The organism is Variovorax cryoconiti (assembly GCF_051216395.1).
GTDB lineage: Bacteria > Pseudomonadota > Gammaproteobacteria > Burkholderiales > Burkholderiaceae_C > Variovorax.
On the sequence record NZ_JBPJZI010000008.1, the window covers coordinates 73,414 to 100,190 of the forward strand.

General features: G+C 64.5%; 24 protein-coding genes and 2 pseudogenes. 9 read left to right on the forward strand and 17 right to left on the reverse strand.

Going from position 1 to position 26,777, the window contains the following annotated elements; genetic code table 11:
- Positions 1-24 precede the first annotated feature (24 nt).
- Positions 25-933, reverse strand: coding sequence for a LysR substrate-binding domain-containing protein (locus ACSFA2_RS18780; protein ID WP_435456836.1), 909 nt, complete (start codon positions 931-933; stop codon positions 25-27).
- A gap of 138 nt (positions 934-1,071) precedes the next feature.
- Between ACSFA2_RS18780 and ACSFA2_RS18785 the strand changes: the two genes are divergently transcribed.
- The 7 genes from ACSFA2_RS18785 (at position 1,072) to ACSFA2_RS18815 (ending at position 7,583) form a co-directional block, all read left to right on the forward strand.
- A complete protein-coding gene (locus ACSFA2_RS18785; RefSeq protein ID WP_435456837.1) occupies positions 1,072-1,269 on the forward strand; it encodes a tautomerase family protein in 198 nt (65 codons plus the stop codon).
- 25 nt (positions 1,270-1,294) lie between these two features.
- The gene (locus tag ACSFA2_RS18790; protein ID WP_435456838.1) at positions 1,295-1,648 is read left to right on the forward strand and encodes a putative quinol monooxygenase; all 354 of its coding nucleotides are present in this window, start codon (positions 1,295-1,297) and stop codon (positions 1,646-1,648) included.
- A gap of 26 nt (positions 1,649-1,674) precedes the next feature.
- The gene (locus tag ACSFA2_RS18795) at positions 1,675-2,673 is read left to right on the forward strand and encodes an alpha/beta fold hydrolase (protein ID WP_435456839.1); all 999 of its coding nucleotides are present in this window, start codon (positions 1,675-1,677) and stop codon (positions 2,671-2,673) included.
- Between the two features lie 34 nt (positions 2,674-2,707).
- The gene (locus ACSFA2_RS18800; RefSeq protein ID WP_435456840.1) at positions 2,708-3,322 is read left to right on the forward strand and encodes a nitroreductase family protein; all 615 of its coding nucleotides are present in this window, start codon (positions 2,708-2,710) and stop codon (positions 3,320-3,322) included.
- A gap of 295 nt (positions 3,323-3,617) precedes the next feature.
- A complete protein-coding gene (locus ACSFA2_RS18805) occupies positions 3,618-6,011 on the forward strand; it encodes a membrane-bound PQQ-dependent dehydrogenase, glucose/quinate/shikimate family (protein ID WP_435456841.1) in 2,394 nt (797 codons plus the stop codon).
- A gap of 9 nt (positions 6,012-6,020) precedes the next feature.
- Complete coding sequence (locus tag ACSFA2_RS18810) at positions 6,021-7,004, forward strand: zinc-binding alcohol dehydrogenase family protein (RefSeq protein ID WP_435456842.1); 984 nt, start codon at positions 6,021-6,023, stop codon at positions 7,002-7,004.
- Between the two features lie 24 nt (positions 7,005-7,028).
- Positions 7,029-7,583: an antibiotic biosynthesis monooxygenase gene (locus ACSFA2_RS18815; RefSeq protein WP_435456843.1), complete on the forward strand. Its 555-nt coding sequence runs from the start codon at positions 7,029-7,031 to the stop codon at positions 7,581-7,583.
- 96 nt (positions 7,584-7,679) lie between these two features.
- Here ACSFA2_RS18815 and ACSFA2_RS18820 read toward each other — a convergent pair.
- The 7 genes and pseudogenes from ACSFA2_RS18820 to ACSFA2_RS18850 form a co-directional block, all read right to left on the reverse strand.
- A pseudogene (locus ACSFA2_RS18820) lies at positions 7,680-8,684 on the reverse strand (DMT family transporter); the annotation flags it as partial.
- Positions 8,599-8,901 carry an antibiotic biosynthesis monooxygenase family protein gene (locus ACSFA2_RS18825; protein WP_435456844.1) on the reverse strand — a complete coding sequence of 101 codons (303 nt, stop codon included), beginning with the start codon at positions 8,899-8,901 and terminating at the stop codon, positions 8,599-8,601. The pseudogene ACSFA2_RS18820 and the gene ACSFA2_RS18825, both read right to left, overlap by 86 nt.
- Positions 8,898-9,815 (reverse strand): NAD-dependent epimerase/dehydratase family protein, encoded by a 918-nt coding sequence (locus ACSFA2_RS18830; protein WP_435456845.1) that lies wholly within the window; start codon positions 9,813-9,815, stop codon positions 8,898-8,900. The genes ACSFA2_RS18825 and ACSFA2_RS18830 overlap by 4 nt, the downstream gene beginning before the upstream one ends.
- A gap of 15 nt (positions 9,816-9,830) precedes the next feature.
- A complete protein-coding gene (locus ACSFA2_RS18835) occupies positions 9,831-11,711 on the reverse strand; it encodes a TRAP transporter large permease (RefSeq protein WP_435456846.1) in 1,881 nt (626 codons plus the stop codon).
- Between the two features lie 12 nt (positions 11,712-11,723).
- Positions 11,724-12,731, reverse strand: coding sequence for a TRAP transporter substrate-binding protein (locus tag ACSFA2_RS18840; protein WP_435456847.1), 1,008 nt, complete (start codon positions 12,729-12,731; stop codon positions 11,724-11,726).
- Between the two features lie 89 nt (positions 12,732-12,820).
- Positions 12,821-13,594 (reverse strand): SDR family NAD(P)-dependent oxidoreductase, encoded by a 774-nt coding sequence (locus tag ACSFA2_RS18845; protein WP_435456848.1) that lies wholly within the window; start codon positions 13,592-13,594, stop codon positions 12,821-12,823.
- Positions 13,595-13,599: 5 nt separating this feature from the next.
- The gene (locus ACSFA2_RS18850) at positions 13,600-14,019 is read right to left on the reverse strand and encodes a VOC family protein (protein ID WP_435456849.1); all 420 of its coding nucleotides are present in this window, start codon (positions 14,017-14,019) and stop codon (positions 13,600-13,602) included.
- Between the two features lie 485 nt (positions 14,020-14,504).
- On the opposite strand from ACSFA2_RS18850, the gene ACSFA2_RS18855 reads away from it, so the two are divergent.
- Positions 14,505-15,380 carry an IclR family transcriptional regulator gene (locus tag ACSFA2_RS18855; RefSeq protein WP_435456850.1) on the forward strand — a complete coding sequence of 292 codons (876 nt, stop codon included), beginning with the start codon at positions 14,505-14,507 and terminating at the stop codon, positions 15,378-15,380.
- A 218-nt stretch (positions 15,381-15,598) separates the two neighbouring features.
- Here the strand turns inward: ACSFA2_RS18855 and ACSFA2_RS18860 are convergent, their stop codons facing one another.
- From ACSFA2_RS18860 to ACSFA2_RS18870, 3 genes are all read right to left on the reverse strand, one after another.
- Entirely contained in the window at positions 15,599-16,825 is a 1,227-nt protein-coding gene (locus ACSFA2_RS18860) for a CaiB/BaiF CoA transferase family protein (protein ID WP_435456851.1), read from the reverse strand.
- Positions 16,822-17,625, reverse strand: coding sequence for an HTD2 family dehydratase (locus tag ACSFA2_RS18865; protein ID WP_435456852.1), 804 nt, complete (start codon positions 17,623-17,625; stop codon positions 16,822-16,824). The genes ACSFA2_RS18860 and ACSFA2_RS18865 overlap by 4 nt, the downstream gene beginning before the upstream one ends.
- A gap of 96 nt (positions 17,626-17,721) precedes the next feature.
- Positions 17,722-18,720, reverse strand: coding sequence for a Bug family tripartite tricarboxylate transporter substrate binding protein (locus ACSFA2_RS18870; protein WP_435456853.1), 999 nt, complete (start codon positions 18,718-18,720; stop codon positions 17,722-17,724).
- Positions 18,721-18,862: 142 nt separating this feature from the next.
- Between ACSFA2_RS18870 and ACSFA2_RS18875 the strand changes: the two genes are divergently transcribed.
- On the forward strand, positions 18,863-19,792 hold the full coding sequence (locus ACSFA2_RS18875; RefSeq protein WP_435456854.1) for a LysR family transcriptional regulator: 930 nt from the start codon (positions 18,863-18,865) through the stop codon (positions 19,790-19,792).
- A gap of 178 nt (positions 19,793-19,970) precedes the next feature.
- On the opposite strand, the pseudogene ACSFA2_RS18880 reads toward ACSFA2_RS18875, so the two are convergent.
- The 6 genes and pseudogenes from ACSFA2_RS18880 to cydD all read right to left on the reverse strand — a co-directional run.
- A pseudogene (locus tag ACSFA2_RS18880) lies at positions 19,971-20,107 on the reverse strand (transposase); the annotation flags it as partial.
- Between the two features lie 137 nt (positions 20,108-20,244).
- Complete coding sequence (cydX, locus tag ACSFA2_RS18885; protein WP_435450255.1) at positions 20,245-20,367, reverse strand: cytochrome bd-I oxidase subunit CydX; 123 nt, start codon at positions 20,365-20,367, stop codon at positions 20,245-20,247.
- A 29-nt stretch (positions 20,368-20,396) separates the two neighbouring features.
- Entirely contained in the window at positions 20,397-21,551 is a 1,155-nt protein-coding gene (cydB, locus tag ACSFA2_RS18890) for a cytochrome d ubiquinol oxidase subunit II (RefSeq protein ID WP_435456855.1), read from the reverse strand.
- Between the two features lie 16 nt (positions 21,552-21,567).
- A complete protein-coding gene (locus ACSFA2_RS18895) occupies positions 21,568-23,181 on the reverse strand; it encodes a cytochrome ubiquinol oxidase subunit I (protein ID WP_435456856.1) in 1,614 nt (537 codons plus the stop codon).
- 35 nt (positions 23,182-23,216) lie between these two features.
- A complete protein-coding gene (locus ACSFA2_RS18900; protein WP_435456857.1) occupies positions 23,217-24,914 on the reverse strand; it encodes an amino acid ABC transporter ATP-binding/permease protein in 1,698 nt (565 codons plus the stop codon).
- On the reverse strand, positions 24,911-26,632 hold the full coding sequence (cydD, locus tag ACSFA2_RS18905) for a thiol reductant ABC exporter subunit CydD (protein ID WP_435456858.1): 1,722 nt from the start codon (positions 26,630-26,632) through the stop codon (positions 24,911-24,913). Before cydD ends, ACSFA2_RS18900 begins: the two co-directional genes overlap by 4 nt.
- Between the last annotated feature and the right edge of the window lie 145 nt (positions 26,633-26,777).

Genomic DNA, 26,777 nt, shown 5'->3' on the forward strand with positions numbered 1-26,777 from the left:
ATGGGCCGCAATCTCGATGCGTGCTCAGTTCAGTTCGCCCCTTGCGGCATAGCCAACGAGTTGATCGACCACAAAACGCAGGCGCGCACTTAGCTGTCCGCGATGGGGCCAAACAGCATGAATCTCGACGTCAGGGCCTGAGCAGCCCGGAAGGATCGTCACGAGTGCCCCGGCTTTGATCTTTTCACGAACCATCGACAGTGGCAACTGCACCAGCCCCAGGCCCGCAGCTGCCGCCTCGACCATGGCCTCGCCATCGCTAAGTTGATGGGTGGCGGGCGGCGCGTAGGTTTTCTCGACGCCCGCTTCGAGCACCGACCACACCATCGGAGGTCCATGCTGTGTGCCGACCACGCAGCGATGATCGCCAACATCCATGAGCGTCTGAGGGGCGCCGCGCTCGCGCAGGTAAGCCGGTGACGCGCAGATGACGCGCTGCTGCGTGGCCAGGTGCCTCGCGACGAGATGCCCACTGTTACCCACGTCGCCGAACCGGATCGCCAGGTCGACATCGTCGCGAAGCAGGTCACTCGTGGCGTCGGTGAAGGTGAGCGTCAGGCTGATGGCCGGATGGGGACGCACGATGTCCATCAACACGGGTAACAGCACGCGCCTTCCGAAGGCTACCGGCATGTCGATGTGCAGCCGTCCACTGAGGACCTGGTTGTTCGAGGAGAGCGCCGTTCGCGCTGCCGTGACCTCATCCATGGCCGAGACGCAAGCCGCCAGATAGGCCTCGCCGTCGGCGGTCAGCCGCATCAGCCGGGTCGTCCGGTGGAAGAGCTTGAACCCCAGGCGCCCCTCCAGACGGGTGACGGCCTTGCCCACAGCCGACTTGGTCAGACCGAGTCGTTCGGCCGCCTTGGTGAAGGTTCCAGCCTGGGCGGCGGCTACAAACACCGACACCCCGGCCAACGGATCTTGATCGTTCAATGTTTCCTCCAAGGACACTCTGAGTGGAATTCAAACGCATTTTATGCATTTTCATTCCACTATAGGATCGTCCTATCTGCCACGGCTGCCTTACAACGAGCCGTCGCTTTCATCAATTCACCCTCAGGAGTCAACCTCATGCCCGTCGTTCGTGTCAGCTGGTTCGAAGGAAAAGACCAAGCGCAAAAGGCCAACGTGGCTGCCGAAATCACCGAAAGCATCGTGAAACATACCGGCACCGATGCCAACTACATCTACGTCATCTTCGAAGACGTGAAGGCTTCCGACTGGGCCGGCGCTGGCAAGCTGTTTGGCGAGGCAAGTCCGAGCAGCTGACCGGTTCAACTCACCGAGATCTTCCATGTCCTCTCAGATCACCAGCGTATTCACGCTCGCAGTCGAGCCGGCGGATTTCCCGGCGTTCCAGGCGCTCGTCGTTCAAATCGTTGCCGCCACCCGTGAGGAACCCGGCACGCTGGTCTACGAGTATTCGGTTAATGCCGATCGCACGGTCGCGCACATCGTCGAACGGTACCGCGCGGACGCTCTCGTCAGTCATGTCGACACCACTTTCGCGCCGTTCGCCGAACGCTTTCTGGGCCTGGTGACAATCACCGGCTTGACTGTCTATGGCCCTGCGGATGCAGAAGTGCGCAAGCGCCTCGACCCGTTCGGCGCTGTCTACATGACGCCTTTCGACGGCTTCAGCCGTTGACAGGCGGATCTCAAGGACTTCCCAACATGCGTCGGAAACTCCGTCGTATTGGCGCTGCCTTTGCGCTGAGCGCGCTGTCATGTCTGAGTTCGGCAGCGCCTGCCCTCGCGGTGTTGGGCCGGGATTTCACATTCCCGGCCGCACTCGAGGGCATGCCGCAGAAGCTGTCGGATTTCAAAGGTCTTCAGATCAACAGCTTCACAACCCAAGACGGCGTGAAGCTTTCTTATTGGGAAGCTGGCGAAGGCCCGCCGCTGGTGTTCATCCCTGGCTGGTCGGCCAACGGCGCCCAGTACGTGAACGTGATGTACCTGCTGGCCCAGCACTACCACGTGTACGTGCTCGACCCGCGCAATCAGGGACTCTCCGACAAGGTGGAATACGGCAGCCGTATCGCGCGTCATTCAATGGACGTCCGCGAACTGGGAGCCCACCTCGGATTGAAGTCTGCCGCGTATGTCGGGCACTCGATGGGGGCGGCGATTCTCTGGAGCTACATCGACCTGTTTGGCACCAGCGCGATGCGCAAGGTGGCCTTCGTCGATGAACCCATCAGCATCTACTCGCACTCCGACTGGGAGGAGACAGAGCGGTCGAATGCCGGAGGCACCACCACGGCGCCCGAGCGCATGGTCGCGGCCTTCACCGCGGGCGGTCCTGTCAATACCTTGGTGACGGACCTCAAGGTAATCGAACGCTCGCAACTAACCGACTCGCCTTACTACCGCAACTCCGAAAGCTTTGCTTCGGAGTTCATCAAAAACGATCCGACTGCCCTGGCACGTGTGCTGTTCAACCACACGGTCAATGACTGGCGCGATGTCGTGCGCCACAAGATCGACATCCCCGCCGCCATCTTCTCCGGCGAACAGAGCAACAACCTGCCCAGCCAGCGGTGGGCCCAGTCCGTGGTGCCCGGAGCCACGCTGTTCTCGTACACGACCGCCGAGCAGGGTGACCATTTCCTGATGTTCAAGAACCCGGTGAAGTTCACGCAGGACCTGCAGCTCTTCCTGGCGCGCTGAACGCCTCCCCTCTCCAACCCAACAAAGCAATCCAATGACGACCATCGAACAACTCATCAAGAGCCGTACCTCCGCCAACAGCTACGACACGCGCCGCAAACTTTCGGGCGAAGAGATCGCTCAACTGATCGAGCTCGCCACCTACTCTCCTTCGGCCTTCAACTTTCAGAACTGGAAGTTCATCGCGGTTCATACCGATGACGCCAAGAAGCGTCTCCTGCCGCTTGCGTACAGCCAGCCCAAGATCGTCGAAGCCGCGGTCACGTTCATCGTGTGCGGCACGCTTGAGCCGCAACTGGGCCTGCCCTCGGCCCTCCAGCCTTCCCTCGATGCCGGCATCCTCGACGAAGCCACCTTCAACGGTTGGGTCGGCGCGGCCAACGGCATGTACAGCGGGAATTCGCCAATGCAGCGCGACGAGGCCATTCGGTCTGGCGCCATGGCAGCCATGACCCTGATGCTCGCCGCACAGGGCCGCGGCCTGGTGTCGTGCCCCATGATCGGCTTCGATCATGCAGGCGTTGCCGCCGAGTTCGGCTTGCTCGCGACGGACGTGCCGGTGATGCTCATCACCGTGGGTCACGCCGCAGCGGGCAACTGGCCGCAGAAGCCACGCAAGGATGTTGAAAAGGTTCTTTTTTTCGCGTAATCAGACTTCGAGAGCTCACAGGCGCGCAGTTGACCGGCCCGGTCAATGACTAGCGCCATGTGCTCAGGCACAAGATTCCACCTCTTCGTCGGCAGATCAGGTGCGACCATTTCCTGAGGTTCAAGAAGCCGGTCAAGTTTGCGCGCGAAGTTCGGTCGTTCCTGGAACGCTGACCGGCGCAATGCCGCTTGCCAGCGGACTTGGGGACCATCCCCGAGACCTATCGGCCATTCGAAGCCATCCCTCGGACTGACGGTGCACACGCTGTCTCGTCCAACATTTTGTGAGTCACGTCATGTCGTTCGTCAGCTCCTCGGCCCATCAAAAACCGACTGCGGTTCTCAGGACGGGCGTGTACGCCCTCGGGGTCCTCATTGCGCTCGTGGGCCTCTACCTGGTCTATGCCGGGTTCCAACTCATCGCGTTGGGCGGGTCGCCGTACTACCTGCCGGCCGGCCTGGTTTTGTTGGGCGTCGCCGTCCTGTTGTTCCGCCTCGACGAAAGGGCGGCCACGTTGTACGCGGCGTTTTTCGCAGCCACCGCGGTATGGGCCGTCTGGGAGGCAGGGCTCGCGTTCTGGCCACTCGCGGCGCGGCTTGGCATGTTCGCTGTGCTGGGCGTGCTGGTGGCGATTTGCATCCCGTTCATGCCGCAGGCTCGTGTCAGCCAGCGCAGCCGGCGCCTCGCGTTCGGCGTCGCAACCCTCATGACCGTGGCGCTGCTAGCCGCCTTCATCACCGCCTTCTTCCCCATCTGGATCGTCAAGCCAGGGCAGGCGCCCCAGGCCGCCGCAGACTATGCGCCGGGGAATGAGCCGAAGGACTGGGTCGGCTTCGGCCGTACGCCATCTGGCGAACAGTTTTCGCCCGATGCGCAGATCACGAGCGCCAACGTCAAGCAGCTGGCGGTGGCCTGGACAATGCGCACCGGCGACATATCGGCCGATGGCCGCGAAAACCAGAACACGCCGCTGCAGATCGGCAACGTCCTCTATCCCTGCACTCAAACCGGACAGGTCTTTGCCCTGCGGGCGCACACCGGGGAAAAGCTGTGGCACTTCGATCCCAAGGTAACCCCCGCCTCGACTGCCAACTGGATGCGCTGCCGTTCGCTGGCGTACTACGAAGTGCCGGGCATCGCCGACAACGCACCGGGCAAGAAGCGTCTGTATCTCACCACCGGCGACATGCGACTGATCGCACTCGACGCCACGAACGGCGAGCCCGTGCAGGACTTCGGCCGTGAAGGCACCGTCTTTCTGGCGAAGGGCATGGGCCAGGTCATCCCTGGGTTCTTCAACCCTACCTCGGGTCCTCTGCTGGCAGGAAGCAATCTGATCGTCGGAGGCTGGGTAATGGACAACCAGTCCGCCGACGAACCGTCGGGCGTGGTTCGCGCCTTCAGTGCGGCCACCGGCGAGCTCGCATGGGCATGGGACGTGGGTCGGCCCGGAAAAATGGGCGAGCCTGCCGAGGGCGAGACGTACACCCGCAGCACGCCGAACATGTGGGCGACCCCGAGCTACGACCCGAAATTGAACATGGTCTACCTGCCCACGGGCAACGGCACACCCGATCTCTTCGGCGGCGAACGCTCGGCTGCCACCGACCGGGTCAGCACCTCGGTCGTCGCACTTGACGCCACCACCGGTCAGGAGCGCTGGACATTCCAGCTGGTCCATCACGATGTCTGGGACTACGACCTGCCCTCCAAGCCGGTGCTGTACGACATGCCAGACGGCAAGGGAGGACGCATTCCGGCGCTCGTGCAGGCTGGAAAAAACGGTCAGATCTATGTCCTGGACCGGCGGTCAGGCAAGCCGATCACGGCAGTGCAAGAGCGCGCGGTGCCGACGAGCGGGGTACCTGGCGAGCGCCTGTCGCCCACCCAGCCATACTCGGTCGGCATGCCCTTGATGCGTGACGCCGTCCTGACCGAAGCGACGATGTGGGGCATCACGCCGATCGACCAGCTGAACTGCCGGATTCAGTTCAAGGGGCTTCATTACGAGGGCGACTACACGCCTCCGCAACTCACGTGGTATCTCGAGAGCCCGTCCTGGTACGGCACGACGAACTGGGGTGGCCAGTCGATCGACAAGCAGCATGACATCATGATCGTGAACGACATGCGAATCATGATGAAGGGGCGACTGCTCAGTCGCGAGGTCGCGGACACGCGCTTGGCGGGCAAGAAGACGGCGGGCGTGGGCGGGGTCATCCCGATGTTGAAGACGCCCTATGGAGCCGAACGTGGCATGGTGCAATCGTTCCTCGGCGTGCCATGCACCAATCCACCCTTCGGTACTATGGCCGCCATCGACATGACCACCCAACAGGTGCTGTGGCATCGCTCCCTGGGCACACCCGAGCAATTCGGACCGCTCGGCATGAAGACCCATCTGCCGATAGAGCTCGGCATGCCGACGTTGGGTGGAGCAGTCACCACAGGTGCGGGACTGGTCTTCTTCTCGGCAACGTCCGACTACTACCTGCGCGCGCTCGACGTGAAAACCGGAGATGTTCTGTGGAAGAGCCCGCTTCCCGTCGGGGGAGGATCGACCCCGCTGGTATTCACTTCTCCGGAAGACGGCAAACAGTACGTTGTCGTCACGGCAAGCGGTTCTCGCTCGGCTCCCGATCATGGTGACTACATCATCGCGTATGCGCTGCCTGGCAAGGCGCCCTGAGGAATGCACATGAGCGGATCAATGAGAGCGGTGGTGATGCACGAACCGGGCGGGCCCGGTGTGCTGAAGATCGAGCAACGCGGCATACCGCGTGCGCAAGCTGGGACAGTGTTGATACGGGTCGAAGCTTTCGGCCTGAACCGCTCCGAGCTCTTTACCCGACAGGGTCACTCGCCCGGCGTTACTTTCCCGCGCGTGCTGGGGATCGAAGCGGTCGGCACCGTCGCCGATGCGCCGGGCGGCGAATTCGAACATGGGCAGATGGTGGCGACGGTCATGGGCGGCATGGGGCGGTCTTTCGACGGCGGCTACGCCGAGTACACCTTGGTACCCGCGCATCAGGTGCAGGCCGTGCAGACCGGGCTCCCGTGGGCGCAGCTCGGCGCGCTGCCCGAAATGCTCCAAACAGCATGGGGCGCCCTGTTTCGCGCGCTGCGGCTTCGCAGCGGCGACCGTTTGCTCATTCGAGGGGGCACGACGTCCGTGGGGCTCGCCGCTGCTTCGATCGCCAGGGCGCACGGGGCAGAGGTCGGTGCGACATCCCGCAACACGGCCGGCGAAGCACGGGTCGTCGCAGCGGGCGCAGACCGATTCTTTCTCGATGACGGCGCCATCGCAGAACGCGTGCGCGCGGAATGGTCCGGCGGGGCCGACAAGGTGCTCGAACTCGTAGGTACAGCCACGCTCGCAGACTCGCTGCGCTGTGTCCGAGAGCCTGGAACCGTCTGTATGGCGGGCATGGTGGGAGACCGCTGGTCGCTCGACGACTTTGCACCGATGGACTTCATTCCAAGTGCCGTGTCGTTGACCACCTATTCGGGCGACGTGCGCGATTTCATGGCCACTCCGCTCCAGCAACTGGTCGATCAGGTCGAAGCGGGTGAGCTTGCAATCGGCCCGAGCCGCATATTTCACCTGGACGACATCGTGGAGGCCCACCAGACCATGGAATCGAACACGGCCCAAGGCAAGATCGTGGTGCTGACACGTTGACCCGACGCAAGGCTTGGAGGACATATGAGTGAACACGCCGTGACTGTGTTGATCAGTCGCAGTGCCAAGGCCGGCTGCGAAGCCGATTTCGAGCGCGTGACTGCGGCTCTGATGCGAACCGCCGAAGGCTTCAAAGGCTGCCTGGGCGCCCAACTGGTTCATCCCGGCGAAGACCCCGAAGTGGCAGACACGATGTATCACGTCGTCCTGGCGTTCGACCACCAGCGCAACCTGGACGCCTGGCACAACTCGCCGGAGCGGCAGCAGGGTCTCGCAGCCGCCGCCGCCTTCATCGAAGGCCCACCCAGGATCAAGCCGATGATCGGCCTGGGGCTGTGGTTCCGCACCACTCCGCAGGCTCCGCCGCGGTGGAAAGTGGCCGTCGTGACCTGGGTCGGCATCTGCCCCACGGTCTACCTGCTGTTTCTTTTGATGGGGGACCGCCTGCAATCATGGTGGCTCTTGCCTCGCACGATGGTGCTTACCGTCGCGGTCGTCGCTGTCATGACATGGGTCGTCGCGCCTCAATTGACCAAGCTCTTCAGGCCTTGGCTCTTCTCCAAGCGCGTGACGTTGTGAGCAGCCGGATGGGCATGGAGGCTGATTCGGGGCCCTGACCTCTGGCTTGCTGTCGGAGGAGCGCAGAAGCTTCGGCTGAACAACCAACGCCAGCAAGGCGACGAACAAGCACACCATCGCGCTGATCTCGAGCGGCCCCAGCGGCTCTCGGCGCACCACGGCACCGGTGGCCATGGCAACCATCGGCACCATCACGGTGGAAAGACCCGAGGCGCTCGGCGGCACGCGATCAACGATCGAGAACCACGCCATGTTCCCGATCGCCATCGGGACCAGCGTGATGTAGGCAATGACAGCAAGTGACGGCCATGAAGGCATGAACGGTTCGCGGTTGCCGAGCATCAACGCAGCGAGTGTCAAAGGCGCGGAGGCGATCAGCAGTTGCCACCCTGTCGACACCAGCGGTGTGACCGTGAGCCCCGCCCGGTCGAGAATGAGCGTGCCGCAGGCCCAGCCCATGCCGGCAGCAATGCCGAGAATGAAGCCTAGCGGCGTCGAGGCGTAGCTCGCGCGCGCAGCGAAGCCCAGGATCGCAACGCCGCAGGCGGCGAGCAGCACACTGCACATCAGCCGCCTCGACGGGGTCTTCCCGAAGACGATCCATGAAAACACCGTTGCCCAGACGGGCATGGTGAAGCCCAGTACCGCCGCCTGGCCAGACGGAATCAGCACGGCGGCGTAGGTACTGCAGACATTCCAGACGACAAGGTAGGCCAACGCAGCCGCCACCAGGTAGGCTCGCTGAGGTCGGGGGACGCGCAGCGACTGGCCCTTGAGTGCGGCAAAGCCAAGCAGTGCCGCGCCCGATCCCGCCAGGCAGATGGCGCGAAACGTCCACACCGACACCTCGCGAACAGCCAGCGGAAACAGTACCCAGTTGGTCCCCCACAGCAGCGTGAGCACGACGATCAGCGGAACCACCTCGGCCAACGAGCCGGAGCCGGAAGTGCCCTCCTTCATCTTTCTGCTTTGTCGGCGATCCCCGAACCCCGGCGTCGTCGTCCGGCCGTCGGGATCACGAGCTGGCTGCGCAGAGACTGAAATGCTCGACGAATGGAGGCTGGGTGAAGAAAGGACCCACGATGGCGCGCCATTCGGCATGCGCAGGCGAAGCCCGAAATCCCACGCTATGGTCCTCCAGGGTGTCCCAATGAATCAGCAGCACGTACCGATCAGGGCTCTCGACGCTGTGACGCACCTCGTACTGCCGGAAGCCCTTGGCCTTCGAGAGCACCGCATCCAGACCATGCTGCGCCGCTTTCTCGAAGTCGGCCGTCTGGCCCGGATGGATGCGGATGTCGGCGATTTCCAGAATCATGGGTGCTCCTCGTTTTCGATGGGCATTTCTTCGCGGATCCAGGTCAAGGCGGAATCGTGGCGTGGATTCCACCCGAGCTCGCGCCGCGCGCGGCGTGCGATCACCCGGCTGTTGCTGCCGAAGGTGTAGAACGCTCGCGTCGCCCCCCACAGCCGCGCCGCGTCCTCGGCCGGAATCGACTCGACGCCGCTCAAACCAAGGCGTTCGGCGATGGCACCGCCGATGGCGGCGAACGAGACCTCGCCGTTCTCCGCGAAATAGAAGGCGCCACCTGGCGCGTTGTGCAACGCAAGCAGGTAAAGGTCCGTGAGATCGTCGATGTGCACCGTGGACCAGCGGTTGACACCTTCACCGACCACCCGCGCCACCCGCTGGGTACGGGCCTGATTCACGAGGAAAGGGATCTGGATGCTGTTTCGATTCAGCCCCTGGCCCACGCCGTAGATCAGGGTCGGACAGACGACGATGCTGCGCACCCCGCGGCTCGCGGCGGATTGCACGCTTTGATTGAGCGCGTGCCGCGCAAGCTTGGCGGGTGCGACCACGAACGGGGTGTCTTCGTCGAAGACCGCTTCATTCACCGAGCCGCCGCGCGCGTCGTCACCGATCACGCTCGAGCCGCTGGTGTGGATCAACGGCTTGCCGCTGCCTTCCAGCGCGTCGATCAGCGCTTCGACGCAACGGCGATCATCGGCATTGGCCGTGTTGATGACGCCATCCGCCCGACGCGCTTCGCTCGCCAGGATCTGCTCGTCCTCCAGGCTGCCCAGGACGGGCTCGATGCCACGAGCGCGCAGGAGTTCGGCCTTGGCACGGTCGCGCACCAGTCCTCGCACCCCGTGCCCCTCCGCTACCAGTCGGGCCGCGATGTTGCCGCCGATGTACCCCGAGGCACCTGTCAGAAAGATGTTCATGCCTGATCCTGCTCTTTACAAGGCGAAAGTGGAAAGCGCTGGCACGCACGCGATGATGATCACGCCGATGAGCAAGGCCATGATGTAGGGCCAGATGGCACGCATCACCTCTTCCGGCTTGCCCTCCCCGATCCGGCAGGCCACGTAGAAGCCGACCCCGACCGGGGGCAGCATCAGCCCGATGTTCATGGACGAGACGATCACCATGGCGTACTGGATGTCGTGGATGCCCAGCTTCTTGGCGATCGGAAACATGATGGGTGCCAGCAGCAGTACCGCAGGCAGGCCTTCGAGCAGGCATCCGAGGACGATGAAGATCACGATCGACGCGGCCATGAAGGCGATGGATCCGCCTGGCAAGGTCGTGAGGAACTGCGACATCACCTGCACGACGCCGCTTTGGGTGATTCCCCAGGCCATGGCCGATGCCGTGCCAAGGATCATCAGAATCGCCCCGCTCAGCGCTGCCGTCTCGACCAGCATCCCGTAGAGCGTCTTCCAGCGCAGGCCACCGTAGAGCACATGACCGACGATCATGGCGTAGATCACGGCAATGGTGGACACCTCGGTGGCAGTGGCCACGCCCTCGCCAACCGCACTGCGGATCAGGAAAGGAAGTGCCAGTGCAGGCGCCGCAACCAGAGCCAGACGTCCAATACGGTTCCATGGCGGGCGCTTCGTGCCGTCGTTCTGCTCGTTTCTTGCCTTCCAGCGGGCCACCGCCACGAGCGTCAACAGCAGCACCATCGCGATCACGAAACCACTCTGGAACAAGCCGGCGATCGACACCCCGGCCACCGAGCCCAGCACGATCAGCACAATGCTGGGCGGCACCGTGTCCGCCATCGCGGCGCCGGTTCCAAGAAGCGCCACCATCTCCGGACGCTTGTTGCCGCGACGTGTCATCTCCGGAAAAAGCGCGGGCGCCACCGTGGCCATGTCGGACACCTTGGAACCAGAAATGCCCGAGACGATGAAGAGCGACCCCAGCAGCACATAGGACATGCCTGCCTTGATATGCCCGATGAGCGCCGCGAGGATGTCGATGATGGCCTTGCCCATGCCGGTCGCATCCAGAACACATCCGAGCAGGACGAACACGGGCACCGACACCAACACGAGGTTGGACATCCCCTCGTCCATGCGCCCGACGATCACGCCGATCGGCACCGAGGTGCCGAACGCCAGGTATCCCATCACACCGAGCCCGAAGCAGAACGCGATGGGCGCACCCGCAGCCAGCAACAATGCGACGACGACCACCAGAAAAAACACGAGACCGCCAACCTTGAATTGCGAGATCACCGGAGACAGGAGATAGAAGGCCAGCACCGCTGCGCCGACGACTGCGACAGCGGTGGCCAGCGGCGTCCTTCCGATCGTCCGCAACGCGTGCTGGACAACAATAGCGAGCATCAGCAGCGCACCGGCCGCAATGGCGCCCACCCGGAAGCTGTTCGGGATGTGGAGAGTCTGCATCTCGATGATCCACTCCTGCTTCGCATGCTCCATCGCCGGCGGGATGAGAGCGACCAGGAAAACGGCAACGCAGACAAGGGCGATAGCATTGACGAACTCGCGACTCCCCGCGGGCAGCATGTCGACGAAGGTCGCCAATCGCAAATGCTCGTTGCGGTACATCGCGATGCCTGCGCCGAGCATTCCGACCCATATGAAGGCCATCGACACCGTCTCGTCGATCCAGTCGATGGGCCTGGAGAAGACGTACCGAGACACCACACCGCCGAACAGGAGCAAGACGATCCCAGCGATCAACGCGGCCGCAATGATCTCGAGGGGAACGATCCAACCCGACTTGGGCGGGACCCGCTCCGCCGTCGGGAACACGCCGTCTTCTAGCACCGGCATGGCGCCCGCTTGGCTTGCGTGAGTCATGTCGTGTCCTCTTCAGGCGAGCTTGCCGGAGTACTTCTCCAGCAGCACCCAGGTTTCCTCACCGAACTTGCTCTTCCACTCCTTGTACGCCCCGGCCTTTTGAAGGGCTTCGCGAAACGGCTGCTGGCTCACCGTATTGAAGGTCAGGCCGCGCTTGGTGAGGCTTTCCTGCAATGAACTGTTGAGCGTGGCCATCGCTGCGCGCGTCTTCACGGCATGGGACTCGAAGGCCCGCGTCGCGATCTGGCGCAGGTTCTCAGGCACCGCATTCCATGCCCGTGGATTCGCCGCGATCCAGAAGCACTCCCAGGCATGGCCCGTGAGGGAGCAGTACTTCTGGACTTCGTAGAAGCGCTGCGCCTCGATGATGGCCAGTCCGTTCTCCTGCCCGTCGACCACCTTGGTCTGCAATGCCGTGTAGGCCTCGCCGATGCCGATGGTGGTCGGAGACGCTCCGAGCGCCTTGAAGGTCTGCTGGAGCACAGGCGTTGCCGGTACCCGAAGCTTGACCCCTTGCAGATCTTGCGGTGAGCTGACAGGCTTGGTGCTCATCGTCACGTGACGAAATCCGTGATCCCACGCCTTTCCCACCGGCACCAAGTTGACCTTGGTGAACCCCGTACGAATGTGGTCGCCCAGATCGCCGTCCATTGCGCGGAACGCAGTCTCCAGATCAGCAAAAACGAAAGGTGTCACCGAGACCGCCGCACTCGGGATGAGCGTGGCGAACACGCCGCTCGCGGTGGACATCATCTCGATCGCACCCGAGCGGACTTGCGAGATCATGTCCGTGTCACTGCCAAGCTGGCTGTTGGGAAACACGTCGATCGCCAGCTGTCCGTTGGACTCCCTGAGAATTTCCGCGCAAGCGGCTTGAAGACCCACCACCGTGGGATGCGACTGTGCAAGCGAGATGCCCAGCTTCATGGATATCTTGTTGCCCTGCGCGAACGCGAAGCCTGGCAGGGAAGCGGCCGTGGCAGTGGCTGCCAGCGTCTTGAGAGCGAAACGACGTTGCATGATGTATGTCTCCGATGGGCCCGCGGCCTCTTGGTTTTTGAAGCGCGACGTGCGCGCGGTTTGAAAATCAGTCTCGGCTCACGCAGCCGCTAGTGGATATGGCTGCCGCCGTTCACGTCCAAGGTGGCTCCCGTGACGTAGGCCGACAGGTCCGAGGCGAGAAACAGACAGGCCCCGGCAATGTCTCGCGCCTTTCCCGCTCGTTTCAGTGGAATGCCGGCCACGATCTCCTTGAACTGGTCTTCGGTGACGTTGCCGTCCAACATTCCGGTCTCTGTCATCGAGGGGCAGACCACGTTGGCGCGCACACCCTGGGGACCGAATTCGCGTGCCACGGAGCGGGTCAGGCTGATGACTCCGCCCTTGGAGGCTGCATAGTGCGCGCCGCCAACAAGACCTCCGCCGCGTTGCGCCGCCACCGAGGCCAAGTTGATGATCGTGCCGCTCTTACGCTCGCAAAGAACAGGTAGAACGCTCTTGCACAGGTTGAATGTCCCCTTCAGATTCACGGCTGTCACCAGATCGAAGTCCTCGTCCTGGATCGCCAGCAAAGGGTGTGATTTCACGACCGCGGCGCTGTTGACCAGGCAATCGATGGCGCCATAGCGCGACAGCACCTCGCTGACCATCCTTGCGCAATCATCGAAGTCGGCGATGTTGCACTTCACGCCGATCAGTTCCACATCCCGGCCGAGAGCGTTTTCGATGGACGCTTTGATCTCGATGCTCACGGCTTCTGTCATGGCGAGATCGACCACCGCGAGTCTTGCGCCATGCTCGGCGAACAGCGCTGCAGTTGCATAACCGATCCCTCGCGGCGAAGCCGCTCCAACGATGACGCAGACTTTGTCTTTGACGAGCATGGCTGTCACATGCCGGGCTGATGGACTTCGATGACGTTGCCGTCCGGGTCCTGCAGGAACACCTGGTACCAGCCCGAAATGGCCCACTTTCCGTAGTCGGAGTAGCGGATGCCCAGCTCGTCGCACTTGCGCATGAAGCCCTTGATGTCGTCCGTGCGAAAGCAAAAGTGGCCACGCGCCATCGGGTTGACGATCTGCTTCATCTTGAAGCCTGTATCGATATCGCGTTCGGCCCAATGAAACTCGATGGCGCCGTCGCTCAGAAAGTCAACCTTGCCGTTGTAGCCGGTGCGATCGCTGCTGGCATCGACCCGTGTGTGCTCCTCGTCCTTGATCGTTCCCAGGTCGAACAGGGTTTGATAGAACTTGGTGAGCCTGGGCAGGCTGTCCGTGCACAGGTTCATGTGGTGAAACTTGAAATTCATGTCGCATCCTTGGGTAGTCGGGGTGGTGCGCGGGACCGACACGGTCATTCAGCGCGGATCGGACTTCGAGACAGCCGTGTGAAGACCGTTAATCGAAGCTCAGCGTCACGATATTTTGATTCATCTATGAAGTCAATGATGCATAGGTGAAAACACCTAGCCTCATTTCAGAAGGTGACTCACAATCGTTTTCTGGCCCGCAGCTTCATGGATGCATGCCAGATTGCATAAGAAAAACGGTTGCGAAACGGCGGGACGCACCCCGATCTCAAGATTCGCGGGGTCGCCTCCTGCTCCGCCTATCGGATTCGATGCGTACATCACGCACGAAGCAAGTCACGTTGAGGCCTCAAAAGGCAGCCGCGCCTGCGCAGGCGCGAATCAAGCCCATGTTCTTTAGGGATGCATTCCTGATTTCATTGGTACGATGATCAGGGGCGCACAGCGTGGCCGTTCCCTCTTCCACCGAGACGCGAAAGTTGGCAATGAAAGACGATCTGAGAGATGTTGAACCGGAAGGCCGAAGCTATTCGGCGCCGGCGTTGGAAAAAGGCCTGGACATCCTGGAGATCCTCTGTACGAGCGAGGTTCCGATGTCGCAGAAAGAGATCGCGCTGGTGATGGGCCGCAGCGTCGGCGAGATCTACCGAATGCTCGCCTGCCTCATCAGCCGCAACTATGTCGCACCCGTCGACGAGAACAGTTACGCCATCACGACCAAGTTGTTCGAGCTGTCCCATATCAATCCACCCACCCATCGCCTGTTGGTGGAGGCCGTGCCCATCATGCAGCGGCTGGCCAGCGAACTCGATCAGTCGTGCCATCTCACCGTCTACGGGCAGGGCAAGCAGATCGTGATCTGCAAGGCCGATACGCCGAGCGGGATGGGGTTCGCCGTCAGGGTGGGTGCCGAACTGGACGTGCTGATTTCCGCTTCGGGACGCGTGCTGCTCGCCTTCCAGGATCAGGAAACGCGCAGACTGCGGATCGAGGAATCTGTGCAAAGGCGTCCTGGTCAAGCAGATTCGCAGATCCAGAGCGTTCTGGATTCGGTGAGGGCCAGTGGCTTCGAGTCCATCCCCAGCGTTCAGGTGCGAGGCCTCTACGCCGTGAGTTTCCCGATCCTTGACACCCAGGGTCGCGCAATCGCGGCTCTGACGGTCCCGTATGCGGAGCGAATCGATCAGAGTCAGCGCAAGTCCATCCCCCAGGTGCAAGAAGCATTGGGTGTTGCTGCGCGAACGCTCTCTGCCCGTGTCGGCGGGACCAGCATTGCACAGAAGACGCCGCAACAAGCGAATCCCGTCGTTCGTCCAGCGGCCGAGCCACCCGCAGCGAGGTCACGCCGTCCGCGATCATAGGAAGCTAGCCGGCCCCTCCGTCCGTCCGTGCCTATGCAGCCGCGAAGGGTCGACCCCTGGCCCCTTCAGCAGCCAGCTTGTGTTCATTGGCGCAGCTCGGAGAACAGTCCGTCGCGCACTTCAGCACCGGCTCCCCGCCATTTCGCCGGCCTGGTGGTGCTGGACTCCAACGCCGCACCTTCTTTGATCACGCATCAGCTGGACAGAGCATTGGGAACTCAGTTGCGAATTCGTTCGCTGCCCTTATTCGTCTGCGAGGCGATTGCTACACCCATCATCCGCTCGATGCTTTCTTCGGCGAGGCCAAGCTCTAGCAGAACGGCCTCCGTCTCCCAGCCGCGAGGCTGTGCGGGGCCTCGAAGCGGCAGGTACGCGTCATCGACTTTTATCGATGCACGAAGGACCTTCGTCATCCCCTCCGTTGGATGCCGCTCCTCCTGCAACAGTCCGACCGCCTGCAGATGGGGATCCCTCTGCAGTGATTCGAGGGTATGGCATGGCTGGGCCGCGATGTCGGCGTCCTGCAGCAGTCTCAGCCACTCGTCGCTGCTCTTGTGCGTAAGCGGCGCGCCTCGGACCTCGAACCACTCGGCCACATTGCGTGCACGACCTGACACGCTGTCGAACCTCGGATCGTCCAGGAGCGCATGCCGTTCGGTCACCGCCAGAAAGGCACGCACCTGCGCGTCGGTGTTGACGGTGAACGATATCCATCCATCCGCCGTAGCGACCGGCTTGTTGTGCGGGCTGAGCAATCGGAGATCTCCTGCCGGCCCTACGGGCGGATCGAAGGTGGCCTGTGCCAGGTGCTCCTGAAGCACGAACGCGGCCATGGTCTCGAACATGGGCACCTCGATGCTGCAGCCATTGCCTGTCTCGCCGCGCTCCACCAGCGCGGCAAGGATGGCCCCTGCGGCGATCTCGCCGGCCACGTGATCGCAGATGAGCATCGGCACGTAGGCGGGTGCACCGTCACGCCGCATCGCCAAGCCGGCCATGCCTGTCGCACCCTGGATGACGCTGTCGTAGGTGGGCTGCCCGGCGTAGGGGCCGTCGGTACCATAGCCAGTGATGAGGCAATAGATCTTGTCCGGGTACCGCGACCGTACCGTGGCTGGATCCAGCCCCAAACGCGCGAGCGCATCTGGCCGCATGTTCGCGACGACAACATCCGCGGTGACCAACAAGCGGTCCAGCGCCTCCCGTGCATCCGGTGCCTTCAGATCCAAACAGACGTTGCGCTTGCCCCGGTTGAGGTGCAAGTAAGTTCCCGAATGCTGACCTGTCGGCGAAGGTCCGCCAAGGCCACGCATCAGGTCGCCGCCCGGACTTTCGACCTTGATGATCTCGGCCCCGTACTGGCCGAGTCGCCAGGTGGACACCGGCCCGACAACGACGCTGGTGAGATCCAGGACGCGAATCCCTTTGAGTGGTTCGAAGCTCATTGTGTTTCCACTTCCATCTTGGCGCAGAGCACGCCTTGGTCGTCGAGCACGCTCACCTGCCACGCCGGGCCGACCTTCTCGGCCACCATCGTGATCGGTCGATCGCAATACAGCGGCGCGAGATGCCGCGTCTGCAGACGAAGGGGCATTGCCGCCAAGTCGTGCGCGACGAACTCGGTCATCAGCAGCGTGATCAGGCCCCCATTGACCACCAGATCGGGCAATCCTTCGACCTCCTGCGCATACTGCCGATTGATATGGATCTTGTGGGAGTTGAAGCCGAGCGCCGAATATTGAAAGAGCAGCGTTTCGTCGGGCACGATCGTCCTTTGCACGCCGCCAGACGATGGCGTATACGCCACGTCGGAAGGTCTCGCCGCTCGCTCGCGGTCCGCCGCGAGCAGCGCGTAGGTTTGCGTCTCCTTCAACACCAGTTCGTCGCCAAAAACGAGTCGGTGACCGACCGTGAGAAGCGCCATGGGCCCCGATGCGCCCTCCTTCTTGACGATGTCCTCGATCCAACTGGACCGTCGAAGCGCCGCGCCGACGGGGATGTCCGCCAGGTAGTTGACCGTGCGTCCCGCCAGCATCAAGCGCGGCAGGCCCAGATCGGGAAGCGGCACGCCCAGGCCGGGGAAGCCATCGCTGCGCAATGCTTTCCGGGGCGTGTCTGCGCCGAGCAGGATGAACTGCCATCCGCGCGGCAGGGGAAGTCCCTCGTGCATCGAGTCCGGCTCCGTGTTCAACATGGCGGCCACGCGCCGTACCGTCGAAAGAGAACACACCTCGGATCGGGTCACGGTGCTTCGTGGGTCATTGCTTTGCATCTGGCGCCTCCCGGACCTCAGGCTGCAACCTCATACAGGCTTGTGCCGCAGCCGAGGCCGCATCACGCGTCACTCGCCTGCCTTCACGTCGGCCTTGCGAACGATCTCTTCCCACTTCGCGCGCTCGGCCGTGATGTACTTGGTGAATTCTTCGGGCGTCGAACCCACGGGCTCGGCACCCATCTCCACGTACTGCTTATGTACGTCGGGTTGCCTGAGCGCCTGCGCGGCCTGGGTCGCGAGCTGATTCACGATGGATGCAGGCGTGCCACGGGGCGCCCACAGGCCGTACCATGTGCTGATGTTGAAACCCGGCAAGCCGGATTCGGCCACTGTAGGTACGTTCGGCAAAGCGGTTGATCGCTTGGCGGTTGTCACGGCCACTGCGCGAAGCTTGCCTGACTTGATGAACGGCATGGCCGAAGGCATCGAGTCGAACATCAGCTGGATCTGCCCCCCCATGAGATCAGTGAGGGCGGGTGCACTGCCCTTGTAGGGAACGTGCTGCAGCGGCACCTTGGCCGTCAGCTTGAACGACTCGCCGGCCAGGTGCTGTGACGACGCAGCGCCCGGAGAGCCGAAATTGAGCGGCTCAGGCTGGCTTTTCGCGAGCGCGATGAGGTCGGCGACGGTCTTGATCGGCGACGCGTTATTCACCACCAGAACAAGCGGCACATCGGCGAGCTGGGTGATGGGAGCAAAGTCCTTGATCGCGTCGTAGCGCATCTTGGGCTGCACGATCGGGGTGATGATGTGCAGCGACGCGTTGGAGAGGATCGTGTAGCCATCAGGTGCGGCGCGAGCGACCGCCTCGGCGCCGATCATCCCGCTGGCACCGGCCCTGTTATCAATGATGAAGTTCTGGCCCAACGCGTTGCCCATCTTGACCGACACAACCCGCGTAAGCAGATCTGTCGGCCCACCGGGCGGAAACGGGAGCACCAGCTTGATCGGCTGCTTGGGGTAATCCTGGGCGGCGCTCGTGCCTGGCAGCGCGCTCATCGCGGCCAGCGCGACACTGGACAGGAAGCATGCCCGGCGGGCGAGGAGGAGCCGAAAGTTGTTCATGAATAGTCTCCGTTTTTGTTGCGTTTCAGCGAGCCCAGCCTCTGCGCGATTGCCAATTTCAAAGAAACAAGGCCCCGTCACAAATTCTATTTGTGCACCACCCAGGCGACAATCACTGCATCTGTGCCACCTGTGTTGACTCATGATTGACAATAGTCTGGACCTCAATCTCATGCGCTTGTACGTAACCATGGTGGAGTCGCCGTCGCTGACGGCCGCCGCGGCGAGCAGCGGCATGACACGCTCCAACACGTCGAGGCGCCTGAAGATCCTTGAGAAGGCCGTCGGTGCACAGCTGATGCGACGGACGACACGCCACGCGGAACTCACCGAGGCGGGGCAGCTCCTCTATGCCCACGCGTTGCGGATGCTGGAAGAACTTCGGTCGGCGACCGCATCGATCGACAGCCTCGGAAAGACCGTGCGCGGAGACGTTCGGGTTCGTCTGCCGACCGGGCTGGCACACCTCTATCTCACACCGGTGTTGCTCGATTTCGCCCGCAGGCACCCAGAGATCTCGCTGCGGGTCGTGATCAACGACAGCATCGGTGATCTCATCTCGGCAGAGATCGATGTCGCCCTCAAGGTGACCTCTCAGCCCCCCGAGGACCATGTCGCCCGGCGGATCTGCGATGTCAGCTGGTGCTTGTGCGCGGCCGCAACCTTCCTGGACGCGCGCTCGCCGATCATCAACATGGCCGACCTCGAGAGCTGTGATCTCATCACCCCGCAGTCGCTGGGCAGGCGCTTCAACTTGAAGCTCATGATCGCCGGCAACCCCCAGACCATTCGCGTCAGCCCGCGAATCCAATCAGGCGACTATCCCTTCCTGTTCGAATCCATGATGGCGGGGCTCGGGGTGGCGCTTCTGCCACGCTACGCCGTCTGGCGGCAGATTCAGGCAGGAACCGTCAGAGAGGTCCTGGAGAACTGTGATGCGGAGGGGGTAGGCGATAGCATCTACATGATCACGACGTCGACGCGCTTCCCTACTGTCGCGACGCGGACACTGATGGATTTCATCAGTGGACATCTCGAGAGCCAGGCCCCGAACTGGCGAAAGCAGACTTGAAGATCAACGCACGGCGCCGTCAATCGAACGGCGCGAAACCCCGTGTCGGTTTTTGACGGGACGCAGTGCCGCCACACTGGTGACTGGCCGCAGTGGCATGGGAACAGTCGGGGAGCGAGCAAGCGCACACCGTGAGTGAGTTGATGCAAGAACCTCAGACGGCCGCGACCACAGCCGCCTCACGTACCCATTTGAGCAGCACGTTCTCGTGCGCATCGAGGTCGCGTGCAGCCTGCGCTACCGACACGCCTCGTTCCTCACCAGCTTGACAGCCTCAAGCTTGAACTCTGGGCTGAATTGCCTTCGCGTTTCCATGAACCACCTCCGGTTTCATTTCACACCCTAACAAGGTGTCCTTGAAACCGGCAGCAGCCCACGCAACGCATCCACCGCCCTCGGTACCACCCCAACTTATCAATGGCGATGCGTCAGCGAGCCGGAACAACGACGCATCAAGGCTTCTCCAGCTTGTCCCGCCGAATGGCGTCGTCTTCCATCAGCTCGTACCACATCGCGTTGAGCACCGCGAAGGTGGCCGCCAGCGGCAGCCCCAGGATCCAGGCGAAGTACCACATGGTTTTCTCTTTCGTTGATTCGTGGGCGTTCAGTAGGCGTGGCCGCGGTCTTCGCGGATCGCGTCGGCGTCGACCTTGCCCCACAGCACGTGGTAGACCCAGCTGGTGTAGGCGATGATGAGCGGCAGGAAGATCGCGGTGGCGACCAGCATGTTGAAGAGCGTGAGGTGGCTGGATGACGAATCCCACACCGTGAGGCTGGCGCGCGGGTCGATCGACGACGGCAGGATGAACGGGAACATCGAGGCACCGACGCTCAGCACGATGCCGGTGATGGAAAGGCCACTCGCCAGCAGCGTGGCGACCTCGCGCCGCGCCCGCAGGCCGATCAGCGCCAGCAACGCACCCGCCAGGCCGAGCACCGGTGCGGCCCACAGCCACGGCCGCGCCGCGTAGTTGACGAACCAGGCGCCGGGCTGCAGTGCCGCCGTTTTGAGCATCGGGTTCGACGGGCCGCCGGTCGGCAGTGCACTGGTCACGCGGTAGCCGTCGATCCACAGCCACAACGCGACACCGGCCAGCGCGTAGAGCACCAGCGTGGCGACGGCCGCCCAGCTGCCGTAGCGCCGTGCACGCTCGGCCACAGGGCCGGCGGTCTTGAGCTGCAGCCAGGCCGCGCCGTGCATCAGCATCATCGCGACCGACACCCCCCCGCACAGCAGCGCGAAGGGGTTGAGCAGGCCGAAGAAGCTGCCGTCGTAGAAGATGTGCATGTCCGACGAAAAGCGGAAGGGCACGCCCTGCAGCACGTTGCCCACGGCCACGCCATAGATCAGCGCCGGCACCAGGCCACTCAGGAAAAGCACCGCGTCCCAGCGCGCGCGCCAGGCCGGCTCTTCACGCTTGCCGCGGAACTTGAAGGCCACCGGCCGCAGGATGAGCGCGACCAGGATCACGAACATCGCGAGGTAGAAGCCCGAGAAGGACACCGCGTACAGCTGCGGCCAGGCCGCGAAGATCGCACCGCCGCCCAGGATCAGCCAGACCTGGTTGCCTTCCCACACCGGACCAACGCTGTTGATCATCACGCGGCGCTCGTGGTCGTCGCGCCCCGCGAAGGGCAGCAGCATGCCGACGCCGAGGTCGAAGCCGTCGGTGACCGCATAGGCGACCAGCAGCACGCCGATCAGCAGCCACCAGATCAAGCGCAGGGTTTCGTAGGAGATCAGTTCACTCAGAATCATGATGGGTGCTCCTCGGTTATTCGGCGGCGCCAGCCAGCGGGCGCGACGGCGCGCGCAGCGCGGGCGAGGCGTCGGCACGGTATGGCGCGGGCGGTGGCTCCGTGTGCTCCTCGGGCCCCTTGCGGATGGCCTTGAGCATCAGCTTCATCTCGATGAAGAACAGCGTGGTGTAGATCGCCACGAAGCCGGCGATGGTGATCAGCAGCGTGGTCGCGCCGAGGTTCGACACGGCCACCGCAGTGGGCAGCACCCCTTCGATGACCCAGGGCTGGCGGCCCACCTCGGCCACGATCCAGCCGCACTCGGCGGCGATCCACGGCAGCGGGATCGCGAACACCGCGACCTTCAGCAGCCACGGGTGCGCGTCGAGCCGGCGCCGTGTCGAGAGCACGAAGAAGGTGGCGGTCAGCAGGATGAAGAACATGCCCAGCGCGACCATGATGCGGAAGGACCAGTACAGCGGCGCGACCGCGGGCACGGTGTCCCACGCGGCCTTGGCGATCTGTGCCGGCGTGGCCTGTCGCGGGTCGTCGACATAGCGCTTGAGCAGCAGCGCGTAGCCCAGCGCGTGGCCGTTGACCTCGAAGGCGTCCTTCGCATCGGCGGGCACGGCGGCGGTGCTGCCGGCGGCGCGGATCGTCTGCAGCGCGTCGTAGGCCTTGATGCCTTCGTGGATGCGCTGCTCGGCGAGCTTGACCAGGTCTTCAATGCCGGGGATGACGGTGTCGAGCGAACGCGTGCCGATCAGGCCCATCACCGCAGGGATGTGGATCGCGTAGTGCGTCTCGCGCGCTTCCTGGTCGGGGAAGCCGAAGGCGGTGAAGGCCGCCGGGGCAGGCTCGGTCTTCCACATGGCTTCGATGGAGGCGAGCTTCATCTTCTGGTGCTCGGTCGACAGGTAGCCGCTCTCGTCGCCCAGCACGACGACCGACAGCGATGCGGCCAGCCCGAAGGATGCGGCCACCGTCATCGAGCGCTTGGCGAGCTGCACATGCCGGCCCTTGAGCAGGTACCAGGCCGACACGCCCAGCACGAAGATCGCTGCGACCGTGTAGCCCGCCGACACCGTGTGCACGAACTTGGCCTGCGCCACGGGGTTCGTCAAGACCGCGAAGAAGTCGGTCACCTCCATGCGCATGGTTTCAGGGTTGAAGGCCGAGCCGACCGGGTTCTGCATCCAGCCGTTGGCGATCAGGATCCACAGCGCCGAGAAGTTGGAGCCGATCGCCACCGCCCAGGTCGTCACCAGGTGGCCGACCTTGCTGAGCTTGTCCCAGCCGAAGAAGAACAGGCCGACGAAGGTGGCTTCGAGGAAGAAGGCCATCAGCCCCTCGATGGCCAGCGGCGCGCCGAAGATGTCGCCGACGTAGTGGCTGTAGTAGCTCCAGTTCATGCCGAACTGGAACTCCATGACGATGCCGGTGGCCACGCCCATCGCGAAGTTGATGCCGAAGAGCACGCCCCAGAACTTCGTCATGTCGCGCCAGACGGTGCGGCCCGTCATGACGTAGACCGTCTCCATGATCGCGAGGATCACGGCGAGGCCGATGGTCAGCGGCACGAAGAGAAAGTGATAGAGCGCCGTCAGCGCGAACTGCAATCGCGAGAGCGCAACGATGTCGAGGTCCATGGGGGGTTCCTTTTCCTTTGTTCTTCGGTCCGGCGTCAATCGGGACGCAGCGCGCGCAGGGCGGCGTCGAAGGCCGGCGTGCCGCGATGCAGGTCGGCCACCAGGCGGCCATGGTCGATGCGGATCAGCCGATCGGCCAGCGCGGCCTCGCGGCGAAGGTGAGTGGCGATGAGCAGCGTGCGGCCCTCGGCACGCGCTGCGAGTCGACGCAGCACATCATGGGCGGTCCGAGTATCCACCGCCTCGGTGGCCTCGTCGAGCAGCCAAAAGGGAGAGTCGCGCAGCAGCAGCCGCGCCAGCGCCAGACGGCGCAACTGGCCGCCGGAGAGGCCCAGGCCGCCTTCGCCGAGCCGCGTGTCGAGGCCGCCGGACGTGGCACGCACCTCGCCCGCGAGGCCGGCGGCCTCGAGCACCGACCACAGGCGTACATCGTCGGCCGACGCATCGGCCAGGCGCAGGTTGTCGCGCAGACTGTCCTGAAAGACTTCTGAGCGCTGCGTGAGCAGGCAGTGCGGCGGCGCGTGCACGCCGCCTTGCGTCGGCGCCATCTCGCCGGCCAGCACGGCCAGCAGGGTGGACTTGCCGGCGCCGCTGGGGCCGACCAGCGCGACGCGATCGCCCGCCGCGATGCGCAGCGAGATGCCCTGCAGCGCCGGTGCGGTGCTGCAGGCGTGAGTCGCGTGCACGTCGTGCAGCGACACGTCGGAGCCCGTCGCATCTCGCGCAACAGGCGCCGATGTGTTGCCCATGCGCGGCGCCAGCCGGTGCACGGCGAGCCAGGTGCGCCCGGCTTCGAGCGCGCCGCGGCGCAGGGCCGCGAAGGGTTCGGTCGCGGTCAACGCAACCAGCAGCGCCAGCGCGGCGGCCGGTGCGCCGATGGCGCCCTCGCCCACCAGCGCACCGACGGCCAGCAACACGGCGGCGAGCGTCAGCGTGCCGGCCATGCTGTAGGCGGCACCGGCGCGCACGTCGAGCCGGTTGAGCGCCAGGTCGGCACGCGCCAGGCGCAAGTCGGCCACGGCGAGCGCATCGCGCTGCGCATCGAGCCGTCCCGCCATCGCGAGCTCGGTCTGGCCCGACACCAGGTCCACGGCGCGCGCGCGCAGCAACTCGGTGGCCTGGGCGCGCCGCATGGCATGCGGGCGCGCCTGCCGCGTGAGCCACAGTGCGATGCCCCAGCCCGACACCAGCAGCCAGACCGTCAGCGCGGCGCCCATCCACAGGTTCATGAAGCCCGTCACCACGCCGACCAGCAGCGCAGCGCCGAGCGCGGCGATGGCCGGCACACCCAGGCGCAAGTACAGCGATTCGAGCGCGTCGATGTCGGCCGTCAGCCGGAACAGCAGGCGCGCCGGCCGCGCCATCAGCGCGCGCGCCGCCTCGGGCCGCGCCCATCCGTGGAAGAGACGCTTGCGCAGGTCGGCCAGCGCGGCGAAGGTGGCGTCGTGCGTCACCACGCGCTCGCCGTAGCGCGCGCCGGTCCGGCCCAGGGCCAGCAGCCGGATGCCGGCGGACGGCATGAAGACGTCGAAGACGATGGCGGTCGTGGCGCTCAGCCCGGCCAGAGCTGTCGCCGTGATGAACCAGCCCGACAGCCCCAGCAGCGCCATCCCCATGAGTACGGTGAGCGCACCGAGCGCCGCGCCCAGGGCGAGGCGGCGCGGGGCGGTGGCGATGAAAGGCTGCAGCACGGTGCGCAGGTCGCGCAGGCGGCGATGGCGGGCGCGCGTCATGCGGCCTCCTGCGCCATCACGAGCGACGCGTCGCCGAGCCGCACCACGCGCTGCATGCGCGCGGCGAGGATCGGGTCGTGCGTCACCGCGATCAGCGTCTTGCCCTGCGCCAGCCGCAGCAGCGCGTCGACCACGCGCTCGGCGGTATCGGTGTCCAGGTGCGCGGTCGGCTCGTCGACCAGCCACAGGTCGGCCTCGGGCTGCACCGCCAGCCGGGCCAATGCCAGCCGCACGAGTTCGCCGCCCGACAGGCCGCCACCGCCCTCGCCCAGCGCCGTGGCCGGCCGCGCCTGCGCCACGTCGCCGAGCCCGGCGTCGCGCATGGCCTGCGCCACGTCATCGGTCGCCACGCCGGTGCGCCCCAGGGCCACGTTGTCGTGCACCGATGCCGCGAAGACATGCGGGCGCTGGCCCATCCAGCCGATGCGGCGGCGCAGCGCCGATGCCGTCTCGTCGTTCAGCGACACCCCCCCGATGGCGATGTCGCCCGACGCGGCCGGCATCAGGCCGGCGATCAGGCTCAGCAAAGCGGTCTTGCCCGCGCCGCTCGGTCCGGTGAGCGCGATGTGCTCGCCCGGCGCCACGTGCAGGTCGAGACCGTTGAACAGCGCGGACTCGCCCCGGTGCGCGAAGTGCAGGCCGGCAATGCGCACCGAGGGCGCACCGCGTCGCACCACGGCCGGTGCCTGCGCGTTCGCGCGCCCCGGCATCGGCACGCCCGCTTCGGCCAGCGCGTCGAGCGCATCGAGCGCCGCTTCACCGGCGGCGCGGTCGTGCCACACCGCCGAAAGCTCACGCAGCGGCTCGAAGAAGGCGGGCGCCAGCAGCAGCACGAACAGGCCCTCCGCCAGACTCAGCCGGCGGCCCCAACTGCCGAACTCCAGCGTGCCGAGCAGGTGAAAGCCGATGTACACCGCGACCATCGCCACGCCCAGCGCAGCGAACAGCTCGAGCACCGCGGACGAGAGAAAGGCGATGCGCAACACCGCCATGGTGCGATGGCGCAGCGACTGCGCGACATCGCCAAGGCGGTGCGCCGTCGCGTCCACCGCGCCCAGCGCACGCAGCGTCGCGAGGCCGCGCAGGCGGTCGAGCAGGAAGGCGTTCATCGCGCCCATCTCGACCATCTGCTGCTGGCTCGCCGCCTGGGCGCGCCAGCCGACGATGGCCATGAACATGGGAATGAGCGGCGCGGCCACCAGCAGGATCAGCGCAGCAACCCACGAGAACCACGCCACCGCGACGAGGATGAAGATCGGCACCAGCATCGCGCGCCAGCGGGCCGGCTGGTAGCGCACCAGGTACGGCAGCACGGCCTCCGCCTGCTCGGCGATCACGCTGGCGGCCTGCCCGGACGCGGGCCGCGCCAGGTCGAGCGGCGAGCGCGCGGCCAGCGCGACAGCGACCTGTGCGCGCAGCACCGAGAGCTGCCCGCGCACCTCGATGAAGAGGCGGCGCGCGCCCCAGGCCTCGCAGACGGCGCGCAGGGCGCCCATCACGACGATGCCGAGCGCCGGCCACCACACCGCGTCGATGCCCTCGAGGCCCTCACCCCGGCCCAGGCGCTGAACCGCCCAGGCCAGCAACGCCGCTTGCGGCAGCCAGAAGAGCGCGGCCCCGCCCTGCACCAGGCTGCCCACCCCTGGCGCCGCCAGTCGGCGCAGGCTGTCGGTCGACGGCGCGGTCGAACCAGCAGGGTGGGCGGGAGACGAAGTCATCGGTTGCGCTTTCGAATTTTCAGTATTTCCTGAAACTTCATGAAGTTTAACGGAGATGGGCTGCGGCCGCTTGCGCGCGCGCAAGTCGGCGCACGCCCGGTTATGGCATGAAGGCTGGAGAAAAGGGAGGCCATGGCGGCCTTGA

Coding starts and splice junctions, on each gene's coding strand:
- ACSFA2_RS18785 (WP_435456837.1), top strand. CDS start 1,072: ATGCCCGTCGTTCGTGTCAGCTGGTTCGAAGGAAAAGACCAAGCGCAA.
- ACSFA2_RS18790 (WP_435456838.1), top strand. CDS start 1,295: ATGTCCTCTCAGATCACCAGCGTATTCACGCTCGCAGTCGAGCCGGCG.
- ACSFA2_RS18795 (WP_435456839.1), top strand. CDS start 1,675: ATGCGTCGGAAACTCCGTCGTATTGGCGCTGCCTTTGCGCTGAGCGCG.
- ACSFA2_RS18800 (WP_435456840.1), top strand. CDS start 2,708: ATGACGACCATCGAACAACTCATCAAGAGCCGTACCTCCGCCAACAGC.
- ACSFA2_RS18805 (WP_435456841.1), top strand. CDS start 3,618: ATGTCGTTCGTCAGCTCCTCGGCCCATCAAAAACCGACTGCGGTTCTC.
- ACSFA2_RS18810 (WP_435456842.1), top strand. CDS start 6,021: ATGAGCGGATCAATGAGAGCGGTGGTGATGCACGAACCGGGCGGGCCC.
- ACSFA2_RS18815 (WP_435456843.1), top strand. CDS start 7,029: ATGAGTGAACACGCCGTGACTGTGTTGATCAGTCGCAGTGCCAAGGCC.
- ACSFA2_RS18825 (WP_435456844.1), bottom strand. CDS start 8,901: ATGATTCTGGAAATCGCCGACATCCGCATCCATCCGGGCCAGACGGCC.
- ACSFA2_RS18830 (WP_435456845.1), bottom strand. CDS start 9,815: ATGAACATCTTTCTGACAGGTGCCTCGGGGTACATCGGCGGCAACATC.
- ACSFA2_RS18835 (WP_435456846.1), bottom strand. CDS start 11,711: ATGACTCACGCAAGCCAAGCGGGCGCCATGCCGGTGCTAGAAGACGGC.
- ACSFA2_RS18840 (WP_435456847.1), bottom strand. CDS start 12,731: ATGCAACGTCGTTTCGCTCTCAAGACGCTGGCAGCCACTGCCACGGCC.
- ACSFA2_RS18845 (WP_435456848.1), bottom strand. CDS start 13,594: ATGCTCGTCAAAGACAAAGTCTGCGTCATCGTTGGAGCGGCTTCGCCG.
- ACSFA2_RS18850 (WP_435456849.1), bottom strand. CDS start 14,019: ATGAATTTCAAGTTTCACCACATGAACCTGTGCACGGACAGCCTGCCC.
- ACSFA2_RS18855 (WP_435456850.1), top strand. CDS start 14,505: ATGAAAGACGATCTGAGAGATGTTGAACCGGAAGGCCGAAGCTATTCG.
- ACSFA2_RS18860 (WP_435456851.1), bottom strand. CDS start 16,825: ATGAGCTTCGAACCACTCAAAGGGATTCGCGTCCTGGATCTCACCAGC.
- ACSFA2_RS18870 (WP_435456853.1), bottom strand. CDS start 18,720: ATGAACAACTTTCGGCTCCTCCTCGCCCGCCGGGCATGCTTCCTGTCC.
- ACSFA2_RS18875 (WP_435456854.1), top strand. CDS start 18,863: ATGATTGACAATAGTCTGGACCTCAATCTCATGCGCTTGTACGTAACC.
- cydX (WP_435450255.1), bottom strand. CDS start 20,367: ATGTGGTACTTCGCCTGGATCCTGGGGCTGCCGCTGGCGGCCACCTTC.
- cydB (WP_435456855.1), bottom strand. CDS start 21,551: ATGATTCTGAGTGAACTGATCTCCTACGAAACCCTGCGCTTGATCTGG.
- ACSFA2_RS18895 (WP_435456856.1), bottom strand. CDS start 23,181: ATGGACCTCGACATCGTTGCGCTCTCGCGATTGCAGTTCGCGCTGACG.
- ACSFA2_RS18900 (WP_435456857.1), bottom strand. CDS start 24,914: ATGACGCGCGCCCGCCATCGCCGCCTGCGCGACCTGCGCACCGTGCTG.
- cydD (WP_435456858.1), bottom strand. CDS start 26,632: ATGACTTCGTCTCCCGCCCACCCTGCTGGTTCGACCGCGCCGTCGACC.